8 protein-coding genes are annotated in these 13367 nt (G+C 60.7%); 4 read left to right on the forward strand and 4 right to left on the reverse strand.

Going from position 1 to position 13367, the window contains the following annotated elements; all coding sequences use genetic code 11:
* The first annotated feature begins 42 nt into the window (after window positions 1–42).
* Together nagZ and AABM54_RS09735 are read left to right on the forward strand one after the other, a co-directional pair.
* Complete coding sequence (gene nagZ / locus AABM54_RS09730; RefSeq protein WP_347906161.1) at window positions 43–1041, forward strand: beta-N-acetylhexosaminidase; 999 nt, start codon at window positions 43–45, stop codon at window positions 1039–1041.
* 12 nt (window positions 1042–1053) lie between these two features.
* On the forward strand, window positions 1054–1791 hold the full coding sequence (locus tag AABM54_RS09735; RefSeq protein WP_347905120.1) for an S-methyl-5'-thioinosine phosphorylase: 738 nt from the start codon (window positions 1054–1056) through the stop codon (window positions 1789–1791).
* Between the two features lie 136 nt (window positions 1792–1927).
* On the opposite strand, the gene AABM54_RS09740 is transcribed toward AABM54_RS09735, so the two are convergent.
* Genes AABM54_RS09740 through mfd form a run of 3 tightly spaced genes read right to left on the reverse strand, consistent with a single transcriptional unit; the run spans window position 1928 to window position 8656 of the window.
* A complete protein-coding gene (locus AABM54_RS09740) occupies window positions 1928–4618 on the reverse strand; it encodes a DEAD/DEAH box helicase (RefSeq protein ID WP_347905121.1) in 2691 nt (896 codons plus the stop codon).
* Between the two features lie 11 nt (window positions 4619–4629).
* Window positions 4630–5196 (reverse strand): CsiV family protein, encoded by a 567-nt coding sequence (locus AABM54_RS09745; RefSeq protein WP_347905122.1) that lies wholly within the window; start codon window positions 5194–5196, stop codon window positions 4630–4632.
* Window positions 5197–5206: 10 nt separating this feature from the next.
* Window positions 5207–8656 carry a transcription-repair coupling factor gene (gene mfd / locus AABM54_RS09750; protein WP_347905123.1) on the reverse strand — a complete coding sequence of 1150 codons (3450 nt, stop codon included), beginning with the start codon at window positions 8654–8656 and terminating at the stop codon, window positions 5207–5209.
* A 363-nt stretch (window positions 8657–9019) separates the two neighbouring features.
* Between mfd and AABM54_RS09755 the strand changes: the two genes are divergently transcribed.
* Complete coding sequence (locus AABM54_RS09755) at window positions 9020–10483, forward strand: glyceraldehyde-3-phosphate dehydrogenase (RefSeq protein ID WP_347905124.1); 1464 nt, start codon at window positions 9020–9022, stop codon at window positions 10481–10483.
* A gap of 183 nt (window positions 10484–10666) precedes the next feature.
* Here AABM54_RS09755 and AABM54_RS09760 read toward each other — a convergent pair whose 3' ends face one another.
* Window positions 10667–11968, reverse strand: a complete 1302-nt coding sequence (locus AABM54_RS09760; RefSeq protein WP_347905125.1) for an MFS transporter — start codon at window positions 11966–11968, stop codon at window positions 10667–10669.
* 406 nt (window positions 11969–12374) lie between these two features.
* Here AABM54_RS09760 and AABM54_RS09765 point away from each other — a divergent pair, with 406 nt between their 5' ends.
* Window positions 12375–13358, forward strand: a complete 984-nt coding sequence (locus AABM54_RS09765) for an FAD:protein FMN transferase (RefSeq protein WP_347905126.1) — start codon at window positions 12375–12377, stop codon at window positions 13356–13358.
* Window positions 13359–13367 lie beyond the last annotated feature (9 nt).

Raw genomic sequence — 13367 nt, forward strand, 5'->3', positions numbered from 1 at the left:
GCGCGCGCTTTTCGTAATCAAGGAATCTCTATGACTGCTGGCCTGCAAGGCTCGTTGATGGTGGACGTCGCCGGTACCTGGCTGACGGCTGAAGATCGCCAATTGTTGCGCCAGCCCGAAGTGGGCGGCTTGATCATCTTTGCACGCAACATTGAGCATCCGCGTCAGGTTCGGGAGTTGAGTGCATCGATCCGTGCTGTTCGACCGGATCTGCTGCTGGCAGTAGACCAGGAGGGCGGTCGCGTTCAGCGCTTGCGTCAGGGCTTCGTGCGTTTGCCGGCAATGCGTGCAATCGCCGATAACCCGAACGCCGAGTACCTGGCCGAGCAGTGTGGCTGGATCATGGCGACTGAAGTGCTGGCGGTCGGTCTGGACCTGAGCTTCGCCCCGGTGCTGGACCTCGATTATCAGCGCAGTGCGGTGGTGGGCAGTCGCGCATTTGAAGGTGACCCCGAGCGCGCCGCGCTGCTGGCGGGGGCCTTTATCCGTGGCATGAACAGTGCCGGCATGGCGGCCACAGGCAAGCATTTTCCCGGCCACGGCTGGGCAGAGGCAGACTCCCACGTCGCGATACCCAATGACGAGCGTAGCCTCGACGAGATCCGTGCCAATGATCTGGTGCCGTTCGCTCGTTTGAGCAAGCAGTTGGCGGCCGTCATGCCGGCTCACGTGATCTATCCGCAGGTCGACTCCCGGCCGGCCGGTTTTTCGCGCCGCTGGTTGCAGGAGATTCTGCGTGGCGAGTTGCAGTTTGACGGCGTGATCTTCAGCGATGATCTGTCGATGGCCGGTGCCCATGTGGTCGGCGATGCGGCCAGTCGAATCGAGGTGGCGCTGTCGGCCGGTTGCGACATGGGCCTGGTGTGCAACGACCGGGCGGCGGCCGAACTGGCCCTGAGCGCGGCCCAGCGCTTGAAGGTCAAGCCGTCGCCGCGTATTGCGCGGATGCGTGGCCAGGCATTTGCCAACACCGAATACCGCCAGGACCCGCGTTGGCTCACTGCCCTCGGTGCGCTCAAAGATGCCCAACTGATTGATTAAGGACTTTTTACAATGACGGTTTACGCGATTATCGGTGGCACCGGCCTGACGCAGCTCGAAGGCTTGAGCATTCGCCAGTCGTTGGCATTGGACACGCCGTACGGCGCGCCGTCGGCCGAGATTCAGGTCGGCGAGTACGCCGGGCGTGAAGTGTTGTTCCTGGCGCGTCACGGTCATCCGCACCGTTTTCCACCGCATCAGGTGAACTATCGGGCCAACCTGTGGGCTTTGAAGCAGGTGGGCGCCGAAGCAATTCTGGCGGTCAATGCGGTCGGCGGCATTCATGCCGCCATGGGTACCGGGCATTTCTGCGTGCCTCATCAACTGATTGACTACACCAGCGGTCGTCAGCACACCTATTTTGCCGATGACCTGGAGCACGTCACCCACATCGACTTCAGCTATCCGTACAGCGAACCGTTGCGCGAGCAGTTGATTGCCGCGCTGGCAGCCGAAGGCTGCGCTTACAGCAGCCATGGGGTGTACGCCTGTACGCAAGGGCCGCGCCTGGAAACCGTAGCGGAAATCGCCCGTCTGGAGCGTGACGGTTGCGACATTGTCGGCATGACCGGTATGCCGGAAGCCGCGCTGGCCCGAGAGTTGGAGCTGGATTACGCCTGTCTGGCGCTGGTGGTGAACCCGGCGGCGGGCAAGTCGACGGCGGTGATCACCATGGCCGAGATCGAGCAGGCGCTGCATGACGGGATGGGTAAGGTGAAGTCGACCTTGGCGCGGGTGCTTAAAGGCTGAGCCAGGCTTTACATCGAGTGACCCCATCGCGAGCAGGCTCGCTCCCACATTGGATCTATGTTTGCCCACTAGGGTGGGACATCATAAAACTACTGTGGGAGCGAGCTTGCTCGCGATGGCGATCTCGCAGCCGCCGCTAAATCTTCGATTTATCCGGCAGTGGCGCAAACAGCGCTTCAATGTCGTCGCTCTGCAGCTTCCAGTCTCCGGCCTTGCGCCCATCCAGCACGCCCGCCGCCAAGTCGGATTTTTCCTTCTGCAAATGCTGGATTTTCTCTTCGACCGTTCCGCGGGCGATCATCTTGTAGACGAACACCGGTTTCTCCTGACCGATCCGATAGGCACGGTCAGTGGCCTGGTTTTCCGTCGCCGGGTTCCACCACGGATCGTAGTGAATCACCGTGTCGGCTTCTGTCAGGTTCAGGCCTACGCCACCAGCCTTCAGGCTGATCAGAAAAATCTGCCGTTTACCGCTCTGGAAGTCTTTCACTGGTGTTCGCCGGTCCCGGGTTTGTCCGGTCAACAATGAATAGGCGACGCCGCGTTTGTTCAGCTCATCTTCGATCAGCGACAGCATCGAGGTGAACTGTGAAAACAGCAGGATTTTGCGACCTTCCTCAAACAGCTCCTCAAGCATTTCCATCAGGCTGTCGAGCTTGCCGGACGTGCTGCCGCGCGTGGGCAGGGTTGCTTCGTTGACCAGTCGCAGGTCGCAACACACCTGACGCAGCTTGAGCAGCGCCTCCAGAATGATGATCTGGCTGCGTGCTACGCCTTTGCGCGTGATCTCGTCGCGGACTTTCTTGTCCATCGCCAGGCGCATGGTTTCATACACGTCGCGCTGCGCTTCGTTAAGGTCGACCCAGTGGATGATTTCGGTCTTGGGCGGCAACTCGGTGGCGACCTGCTCCTTGGTCCGGCGCAACAGGAAGGGTTTGATCCGACCGTTCAGGTGCTGCAATCGCACTTCGCTGGCGCGTTTTTCGATGGGCACGCGGTAGTCGCGGTTGAAGCTTTTTACATCGCCGAGCCAGCCGGGCAGCAGGAAGTGAAACAGCGACCACAACTCACCCAGGTGATTTTCCAGCGGTGTGCCGCTCAGGCACAGGCGCTGGCGGGCGTTAAGCTCGCGCGCTGCCTGGGCGGCCTTGCTGGTGGGGTTCTTGATGTATTGCGCTTCGTCGAGTACCAGCACGTGCAATGGCTGCGCCGCGAGGCGTTCGACATCCTTGGGCAGCAATGCGTAGGTGGTGAGAATCAGGTCGTAGTCGGCCAGGTGCTCGAAGTGTTTTTTGCGCCCGGCGCCATACAGTGCAAGCACTTTGAGCTGTGGGGCAAAATGCGCCGCCTCGTCGAGCCAGTTGGGGATCAGGCTGGTGGGCATCACCACCATGCATGGGCGGTCGAGGCGTCCGGCATTTTTCTCGGTCAGCACATGCGCCAGAGTCTGTAGGGTTTTACCCAGTCCCATGTCATCCGCGAGAATGCCGCCGACTTCCAGCTGCCGCAGCGACTGCATCCAGCTCAAGCCTTCAAGTTGATAAGGCCGTAGCGTTGCATTCAGGCCTTCGGGTGCCTCGGCGGTGTAGTCCTTGATGTCGCGCAGGCGCTGGGCGAAGGTGCGGATCTGCTCGCCGCCCTCCCACAGCAGCGGGAAGCCTTCCAGCGGATTCAGGCGTGTGGCATCGGCCTTGCTCAAGCGCAGCGTGGTCTCACCGGGCTCTTGCAGATAGAACTCCCCCAGAGTTGCCAGCACGGGTTTCAGGCGCCCAAACGGCAGTGCGACTTGCAACGGGCCGTGTTCGGAGTTCGGGCGGTTCGGGATGTTCACCAGAATCAGCTCGTCGTCGCGACGTTTGGCCAGGCGTTCCGGGTTGAGGAGTTCCGTGTGCGAGCGCATCAGGTTCAGCAGGATCGGCAGCAGGCTGAGGCGTTCGCCGTTGACGATGATCCCCAGCTCCAGGTCGAACCAGTCGCGCTCGGGTGCTTCTTCGACCGTGGCGTACCAGTCATCGACGGCCGTCAGGTCGAAGCCGAAGTCCTCGTCGATTTGCAGTTCCCAGCCCTGGGCGCGCAGCTTGGGCAGCTCATTGAGCGTAAACGTCAGCCAGGCGCTGTCGTTGACCATTTCAAACAGCTCGCCAGCGCTTTCCGGCAGGGCCTTGCTCTGGCGGGTGGCAATCTTGAAACCGAGCATTCGCAACTGCTCGCGGTAGGACTTTTCGACTTCCAGCTGTCGTTTGATCCGAAGCGTCTGTGTCTCCTGGCGAATCAGGATGTCGGCGTTTTTCTGGCCGCTGACGTACTCGTCCATGTAGCTGAAGGACAGCGCGGCACGGTGCTGAATGTAGCGTTGCATCTTGCCGTTGCGCGGTTCGAAGGCGCTGAACTCAATACTGGCGAGCCACAGGCGCGGCACCGGTTGCACATTATCCACCAGCAATTGCGGTAATGGGGCAGGGCGACGGTTTTCCAGCACGGCTTGCAGTTTTTCCAGTAGCTCGGCGTCTTTCGCGGCGGCCGGGAACTCGAGGGTTTCCTGAACGTGCAGCAACACGGCGGCGCAGTGCTTGCAATTGCTGCGCACGGGGCAACTGCACGTGGCGTCGACCAGCAGCAGAGTGCCTTTGGCGGACTCGCGCAAGTGAAGGGTCTGACGGTAAACATTCCCGCCAGAGCCTTCGCAACTGGCGGTGATGGTGCTGTCGCCGGCTTCGACGATCCTGACGCGGTTTTCCAGTGCGTAGCGACGGCCACGCTCCAGGCTCTGTTCCTTGAATCGGCTGACCCAGGAAGGTGCCAGGGGTTTGCTTAAGCGAGAGGGCATAGGGACTTCATTCAGTCCGGTATGACATCGGGGGCTTGGCGCGGCGCGGGGGCGGTCAACGAGGTGATCTTGATCAGCAGGCCCAGGTGGCCGTTGTCGAGGAAGTTCAGCTGACCGTTCTTGGTGTGGCTTTGCTGTTTCAGGCGTTCGCTGGCCGTGACCAAACCGTTGCTGTTGAGCTGATTGACCCAGAAGTCGGCGTCGACGTCGGTGAAGCGACCCAGTTTCAGGTTCAGCGTGCCCTCGATCGGGAACTGGCCGAATTGCTCCAGGCCTTCACTGATCGACACTTTGCTGGCGTCTTCCCCCAGGTTCTGTTGCCAGGCCTTGTGCAGCAACACCGTGTAATCGGGGTTGGCGCGCAGTTTCTGCGCTTCGGCGTTGAGGCTTGGCGTGCGCAGGCTGTCGGCGGTGACCGGGCGTGCACCCGCGGCCCAGTCTTCCGGCGCGGCGCGGCTGACGATGGCAGGCACGGCATTTTGCCGGACCAGAATCATTTCAACCTGATACAGGCTGTCGGCAAATGCCGCGGGGGCGACCAGGGTCAGGAGCAAGGTCAGTGAGCGAAACAGGCGCATTCGGCGTCCTTCAAGCAGTTTTTGGGGTGAGGCGTTCAAACAGTGCCTCAACAGTATTAAAGCGTTCTTCCGGGCGCTCCATCGGCACCATGAACTTGAACACCGTGGCGCCTTCGAATTTGTAGCGGTTGGGCTGGCCTTGAATCAGTTTGATCAGTACCAGTGGGTCGACCGGCGTTTGCGCGCCGAACTCGACACGACCGCCTTGCGGGCCACCGTCGACCTTCTTGATACCCAGTTGCTCGGCCTGCAATTTCAGCAGGGTCATGCGCACCAGGTTCTTGGTCGGCTCCGGCAACAGGCCGAAGCGGTCGATCATCTCCACTTGCAGGTCCTTGAGGCCGTCCTCGTCGATGGCCGAGGCGATGCGTTTATAGAGGATCAACCGCGCATGGACGTCCGGCAGGTAGTCTTCCGGAATCAATGCCGGCAAGCGCAGGTTGATTTCCGGGCCGCCGCCCAGCGGTTGGTCGAGGTTCGGTTGTTCGCCCTTGCGGATCGATTTCACGGCGCGCTCAAGCATTTCCATGTACAGCGTGAAGCCGACGGCCTGAATCTGCCCGCTCTGGCCGTCGCCCAGCAGTTCGCCGGCGCCACGGATTTCCAGGTCGTTGGTGGCCAGCACAAAACCGGCGCCGAGGTCCTGGGTGTTGGCGATGGCTTCCAGGCGCTTTTCCGCGTCCGGGGTGATCTGTTGGCGCGGCGGGGTCAGCAGGTAGGCGTACGCCTGGTGGTGACTGCGACCCACGCGACCGCGCAACTGGTGCAATTGCGCCAGGCCGAACTTGTCGGCACGTTCGATGATGATGGTGTTGGCGCTCGGCACGTCGATGCCGGTCTCGATGATGGTCGAGGCGATCAGCACGTTGAAGCGCTTGTGATAGAAGTCGCTCATCACCTGTTCGAGTTCGCGTTCGCGCATCTGTCCGTGGCCGATGCCGATCCGTGCTTCCGGGACCAGTTCGGCGAGGTCGGCGGCGCATTTCTCGATGGTCTTCACATCGTTGTGCAGGTAGTAGACCTGGCCGCCCCGCAGCAGCTCACGCAGCAGGGCTTCCTTGACCGTGCTTTTGTTCTGCTCCATGACGAAGGTGCGCACCGACAGCCGGCGCGCCGGTGGCGTGGCAATGATCGACAGGTCGCGCATGCCCGACACAGCCATGTTCAGCGTGCGCGGAATCGGCGTGGCGGTCAGGGTCAGGATGTCGACTTCACTGCGCAAAGCCTTGAGCTGTTCTTTCTGGCGGACACCGAAGCGGTGTTCTTCGTCGATGATCACCAGCCCGAGGTTTTTGATTTTTACGTCGTCTTGCAGCAGCTTGTGGGTGCCGATGACGATGTCGATCTTGCCTTCGGCGAGATCCGCCACGGCAGCATTCACTTCTTTGGTCGACTTGAAGCGGCTCATCACTTCCACAGTCACCGGCCAGTCGGCGAAGCGGTCGCGGAAGCTGTTGTAGTGCTGCTGGGCGAGCAGGGTGGTCGGCACCAGGATTGCCACCTGGCGACCGCCATGGACCGCAATGAACGCGGCACGCATGGCCACTTCGGTCTTGCCGAAGCCCACATCGCCGCAGACCAGTCGGTCCATCGGTTTGGGCGCGAGCATGTCTTCGCGCACGGCTTCGATGGTGGTTTGCTGGTCCGGGGTTTCTTCGAACGGGAAACCGGCGCTGAAGGTGGCGTAATCGGCTTTCGGGTCGGCGAAGGCGTACCCTTCGCGGGCGGCGCGGCGGGCATAGATGTCGAGCAGTTCGGCGGCGACGTCCCGTACCTGTTCGGCGGCTTTGCGCTTGGCTTTTTGCCAGGTCTCGGAGCCGAGGCGGTGCAGCGGCGCGAGCGCATCGTCGCTGCCGGTATAGCGGGCGATCAGGTGCAGGTTGGCCACCGGCACATACAGCTTGGCGCCCTCGGCGTATTCAAGGGTCAGGAACTCGGCGGCCTGGTTTTCGATTTCCAGCGTGGCGAGGCCCAGATAACGCCCAACGCCATGATCGATATGCACTACCGGCGCGCCTTCGCGCAGTTCGGTAAGGTTCTTGATGACGGCGTCGTTGTTGGCGTCGGCGCGTTTCTCGCGGCGGCGACGCTGCATCACGCGCTGACCGAACAGCGGGCTTTCGGCGATCAGCGCCAGTGCGGGATCGTCGAGCACCAGGCCTTCGTCCAGCGGCGCAATGGTGATCGCCAGGCGCTCCTTGCTGGCGACGAAGTCTGGCCAGCTGTCGACGGTTTTCGGTCGCAGCTTCAGGCGTTCCAGCAGTTCCAGCAGCACTTCGCGGCGACCGGCCGATTCGGCGGTGAACAGCACGCGGCCGGGGAACTCGTCGAGGAAGCCCGACAATGCGGCCAGTGGCGCGGTGGCCTTGGCTTCGATGGCCAGGTTCGGCAATGGTTTGGCCGGAAAGCGTTCACGACCGACGCCGGTTTCGACGTCCTGTTGGCTGGCAACCACGCGCGGCCAACTCTTGAGGCGCGCAAAGCAGTCTTCTACCGGGAGGAACAATTCTGCCGGGGGCAGCAATGGCCGTGACGGGTCGATGCGCCGCTCTTCATAACGGTTGCGCACGTCGTTCCAGAAGTTTTCCGCCGCTTGCTCGATGCCCGGCAAAGAGAACACTTGGGTGTCCTGGGGCAGGTAGTCGAACAGCGTGGAGGTTTCTTCGAAGAACAGCGGCAGGTAGTACTCGATGCCGGCCGGGGTAATGCCGCTGCTCAGGTCCTGGAAGATCGGGCAGCGACGGAAGTCGACATCGAAGCGCTCGCGGAAGCGGGCCTTGAAGCGGGTGACGGCTTCTTTTTGCAGTGGGAATTCTTTGGCAGGCAACAGCCGAACCGACTCGACCTTGTCGATGGAGCGCTGGTTTTCCGGGTCGAAGGTGCGCAGGGTTTCGATTTCGTCATCGAACAGATCGATGCGGTAGGGCAGTTTGCTGCCCATCGGGAACAAATCGATCAGCGCGCCGCGCACCGCGAATTCGCCGTGCTCATAAACAGTGTCGACGCAACGATAGCCGGTGGCTTCCAGCCGCGTGCGCATTTGCTCGACGTCGAGCTTCTGGCCGATGTCCAGCACCAGGCTGCTGCCGAGCAGGAACTTGGTCGGCGCCAGGCGATGCAGGGCGGTGGTGATCGGCACGACCAAAACGCCATGGCTCAGCTCGGGTAGCCGGTAGAGGCTGGCGATGCGCTGGGAAATGATGTCCTGGTGCGGCGAAAACAGGTCGTAAGGCAGGGTTTCCCAGTCCGGGAAATGCAGCACGGGCAAATCCGGGGCGAAGAAACTCAGCTCCTGTTCCAGCCGTTCGGCACTTTGGCTGTCGGCGGTCAGCAGCAGGGTAAAGCGCTTGGCAGCGCTGGCGGCCTCGGCAATGGCCAGGCTCAGGGCGGCACCGGGCAGGTTGCCCCAGTGCTGTTTACCTGCCGCGGCAGGGAGAAGCGGTAGACGCAGAACGGGCACGGAAGGTTGAGCTCCAAGCGTTGCGACAAAGTCGGTGATTGTAACGGCCCCGGGTGCCGGCTGTCAGTTGCAGACTGTGTCTATTACGCGGGTTTGGCGAAATGTAGTGGTAAAGACAAAAACCGGCGGTTTTTTCGGGTTTTTTGCTGATTATGTAGTGCCAAAACGGGTGGGTATTACGGATGGTTACGGACAAGTCGGTGTCAGGTCCGAAAATCAGGCTGCGCTGGAGGCCCCGGTTTCAGTGGGCTTTAGAGGGGGGTGATTTTTTTTAAGGGGATTTTGTTACGGCCCGCACGACAGGCGCGCATTGCTACGGGAGGCACTCGGCGGCATAATGTAGCCCCTTTTTTCTGCCCCTACATGTGGAAGGTTCCCGTGACTCAGAAGCCCGACCAGTGTCTTGGTGAATGGATCGACCGTGAAGCACTCGCAGAAGCGATGATTCCGCTTATCGGTCAGCTCTACCGCAATAACAACGTGGTGAGCTCGATCTATGGCCGCAGCCTGATCAACCAGTCTGTCATCGCGATTCTCAAAGCGCACCGCTTTGCTCGCCATCGTTCTTCCGACGATAGCGAACTCTCCGTCCACGAAACATTCCCTCTGCTTAAAGCCATGAGCGAGCTCAAGCTCGGCGCGGCTTCGGTAGACTTGGGCAAGTTGGCGTACAAATTCCGCGTCGAAGGCAATGGCCGCACTGCCGAGCAGTTCGTCCGTGAAGAAATGGCTGACGTGGTTGGCCAGCAAAACGCTTCCGCTCGCAAAGGCACCGACGTTGTCCTGTACGGCTTCGGTCGTATCGGCCGTCTGCTGGCGCGCATCCTGATCGAAAAAACCGGTGGTGGCGACGGCCTGCGTCTGCGCGCCATCGTGGTGCGCAAAGGCGCCGAGAACGACCTGACCAAGCGCGCCAGCCTGCTGCGCCGCGACTCGGTACATGGTTCTTTCAACGGCACCATCACCATCGACGAAGAAAACAACACCATCACCGCCAACGGTAACCTGATCCAGGTGATCTACGCGAAGAACCCGACCGAGGTGGACTACACCCAGTACGGCATCAAAAACGCACTGCTGGTGGACAACACCGGTGTATGGCGTGACGCCGACGGCCTGGGTCAGCACCTGGCCTGCCCGGGTATCGACCGCGTTGTTCTGACCGCGCCTGGCAAGGGCAAGCTGAAGAACATCGTTCACGGCATCAACCACGGCGAAATCACGGCTGACGACAAGATCGTGTCCGCGGCTTCTTGCACCACCAACGCCATCGTGCCGGTGCTCAAGGCTGTCAATGACAAGTTCGGTATCGTCAACGGCCACGTTGAAACGGTTCACTCGTACACCAACGACCAGAACCTGATCGACAACTTCCACAAGGGCGACCGCCGTGGCCGTAGCGCCGCGCTGAACATGGTGATCACCGAGACCGGTGCTGCCACCGCTGCTGCCAAGGCCCTGCCTGAGTTGGCCGGCAAGCTGACCGGTAACGCGATCCGCGTTCCGACGCCTAACGTGTCGATGGCCATTCTCAACCTGAACCTTGAGAAAGCCGCCACCCGTGAAGAGATGAACGAGTACCTGCGCTACATGGCGCTGCACTCCGATCTGCATAAGCAAATCGACTTCGTCAACTCGCAGGAAGTGGTTTCCACCGACTTCGTTGGCTCGCGCCACGCAGGCGTCGTGGATGCTGAAGCAACCATCTGCCAAGACAACCGCGTTGTTCTGTACGTTTGGTACGACAACGAATTCGGTTACAGCTGCCAGGTAGTTCGCGTGATGGAAGACATGGCCGGTGTAAACCCGCCAGCATTCCCGCGCTAAGCCTTAGCCGCACATGAAAACGCCCCGACTTTGGTCGGGGCGTTTTTGTTTGTGCGGTTTATCTGGTGTGGGTGTGTGGCCTGGATGGGCCTCTTCGCAGGCAAGCCTCTATGCGCCAATATTTAAATCGCACACGACCTGTAGAGCGAGCCGTGCGGCGTCCGACTTGCCCGCGAATGCGATCTACCGGACGCCGCCAACCACCGCCGCTTGCGCCGTACGCAGTTCATGCTTATTGCCCCGGAACAGCACCAGTGTCGCAATCAACCCCAGCACCGCCGCACCGCTGAGCCAGATCCCCGGTGCAGCCTTGTTGTCCAGCACGTGGATCAGGAACGTACAGGCCGCCGGCGTAAAGCCGCCGAAGGTCGCGGTCGCCAGGCTGTAGGCCAGGGAGAAACCGGTGGTGCGCACTTCAATCGGCATGATTTCGGTCAGGGCCACGACCATGGCACCGTTGTACGAGCCGTAGAGGAACGACAGCCACAACTCGACGATCAGCAGATGGCTGAAGCTCGGGTTGGCCACCAGCCACGACAGCGCCGGGTAAGCCGTCAGGATTGCCAGGATGGCCGCCGCCAGCAACAGGGGTTTACGGCCTATTTTGTCGGACAGCGACCCCATCACCGGCAGCCAGAAGAAGTTCGACAGGCCAATGCATACCGTCACCAGCAGCGCGTCGAAGTCCGACAGGTGCAGTTCGGCTTTGCCGAAGGTCGGGGTGTAGGCCGTGATCAGGTAGAACGACACGGTGGTCATCACCACCAGCGCCATGCCGGCCAGGACAATGCCGAAGTTCTGAGTGATCGAGCGGACAATGTCCCGCAGGCTCGGGCGGTGTTTACGGGCCTGGAATTCGGGGGTTTCTTCCAGCGAACGCCGAATCACGAAAATCACTGGCACGATCATGCAGCCGATCAGGAACGGTACGCGCCAGCCCCAGTCGCCCATTTGTTCCGGGCTCAGCCAATGGTTGAGGCCCACACCGAGCAACCCGGCAAACACTACGGCGGCTTGTTGGCTCGCGGACTGCCAACTGACGAAGAAGCCCTTGCGGCCAGGCGTCGCGATTTCGGCCAGATAGACGGAAACACCGCCCAGCTCCACGCCAGCAGAGAAGCCTTGCAGCAAGCGGCCGAACAGTACGATCAGCGGCGCCGCGACGCCCAGGCTTGCATAGCCCGGCACGCAGGCAATCAGCACCGTGCCGGCTGCCATCAAGGCGAGGGTGATAATCAAGCCTTTACGGCGACCGTGACGATCGATGTAGGCGCCGAGAAAGATTGCACCCAGCGGGCGCATCAGGAAGCCGGCACCAAAGGTGGCCAGCGCCAGCATCAGGGAAGCGAATGCACTGTCGGCAGGAAAGAAGGTCTTGGCGATGGCCGTGGCGTAGAAGCCATAGACCATGAAGTCGAACATCTCCAGAAAGTTACCGCTGACAACGCGAAAGATTGCCTTGCCTTTGCCCGTGCTCGAGGACATTTGAACGTACTCACTTTTAGCTGTCTTGTTGGAAATCCATGATTTAGACGCGTCCTCGCCGACCATGAGGGCAGGCTCCCTCGGCAAACGTAGTTGTAACAATATGTGTATGTAGAACGGTAGGCAACAACTTGTTAGGTTGCTTCTTAAACGTTTTTTCTATTACGAAGTATGGATTGCGGGGCGGAGCGAATTAGAGGTCGGGGCAACGCTGGCCAAATGTGGGGGCGAGCTTGCTCGCGACAACTGGCTGACAGGCGACATCAATGTTGAATGTACCGGCCTCATTGCGAGCAAGCTCGCTCCCACCGTTCTATCGCATAATGGCTGGCCTTGGCGTTGTGTCAGGGGGATTGTTCTGAGGGGGCAGGATTTGTTGAGGTGGCGGTTGTGGAGTCTTGTTGTATTGATAGGCAGCCTCTTCGGCTGCGGCAACGGCGACTCCATGGAAAGCTTCGGCGGCCCGACTATGGGCAGCAGCTATTCCATCCAATACGTGCGCCATGCCGGTCTTCCCGCACCCGCCGACGTCCGCGTCCAGGTTGAAAAGATCCTTGCTGACGTCGACCGGCAGATGTCCACTTATCGCAGTGACTCGGACATCGAGCGCTTCAACGATTTACCCGCCAACCGTTGTCAGGCAATGCCCGCGCCGGTCCTCGAATTGATTCGGGTTGGTGAGCAACTCTCAGTACAAAGCGACGGTTCCTACGACTTGACGGTAGAACCGTTGCTCAACCTATGGGGTTTTGGCCCTCAGGCTCGTGAGGAAAAGGTCCCGACCGCCGAAGCGCTCGCCGAGGTGCGGCAGCGGGTTGGTCATGGGCACCTGCGTATCGAAGGTGATCAGCTGTGCAAGGATGCCGCCGTCGAAGTCGACTTCAACAGCATCGCCGCCGGTTACGCTGTCGACACGATTGCCGCAAAACTCGAAGCATTGGGTATCCACAACTACCTCGCTGAAGCCACTGGTGAACTCAAGGCAGTTGGCAAGAAACTCGACGGCTCTGCATGGCGCATCGCGCTGGAAGAGCCGCGTGATGACCGGCAAGTAGCCGAGCGCATCATCACCGTCGATGGCTACGGCGTGTCCACGTCCGGCGACTACCGTAACTATTTCGAGCAGGGCGGCCAGCGCTTTTCCCACACCTTCGATGCACGCACTGGTGCGCCGGTCTCACACACTCTGGCGTCAGTCACGGTGATTCATCCTTCGACGCTGATGGCTGATGGCTTATCGACGCTGTTGCTGATTCTTGGCCCGGAACGCGGCTGGGACTACGCAGAGCAACACGACGTCGGTGCGTTTTTTGTGATGCGTGCCGATACAGGCTTCGTCACACGAACCAGCCCGGCGTTTGAGCGCTTGAGCGCCGGAAAAACCAAGTGAACACAGGGT

The organism is Pseudomonas purpurea, from assembly GCF_039908635.1.
Taxonomy (GTDB): Bacteria; Pseudomonadota; Gammaproteobacteria; order Pseudomonadales; family Pseudomonadaceae; genus Aquipseudomonas; species Aquipseudomonas purpurea.

What these genes read in the sequence shown, in the direction of transcription:
- AABM54_RS09760 (WP_347905125.1), bottom strand. Translation starts at nt 11,968, where the DNA reads ATGTCCTCGAGCACGGGCAAAGGCAAGGCAATCTTTCGCGTTGTCAGC.
- AABM54_RS09735 (WP_347905120.1), top strand. Translation starts at nt 1,054, where the DNA reads ATGACGGTTTACGCGATTATCGGTGGCACCGGCCTGACGCAGCTCGAA.
- AABM54_RS09740 (WP_347905121.1), bottom strand. Translation starts at nt 4,618, where the DNA reads ATGCCCTCTCGCTTAAGCAAACCCCTGGCACCTTCCTGGGTCAGCCGA.
- AABM54_RS09755 (WP_347905124.1), top strand. Translation starts at nt 9,020, where the DNA reads ATGTGGAAGGTTCCCGTGACTCAGAAGCCCGACCAGTGTCTTGGTGAA.
- AABM54_RS09745 (WP_347905122.1), bottom strand. Translation starts at nt 5,196, where the DNA reads ATGCGCCTGTTTCGCTCACTGACCTTGCTCCTGACCCTGGTCGCCCCC.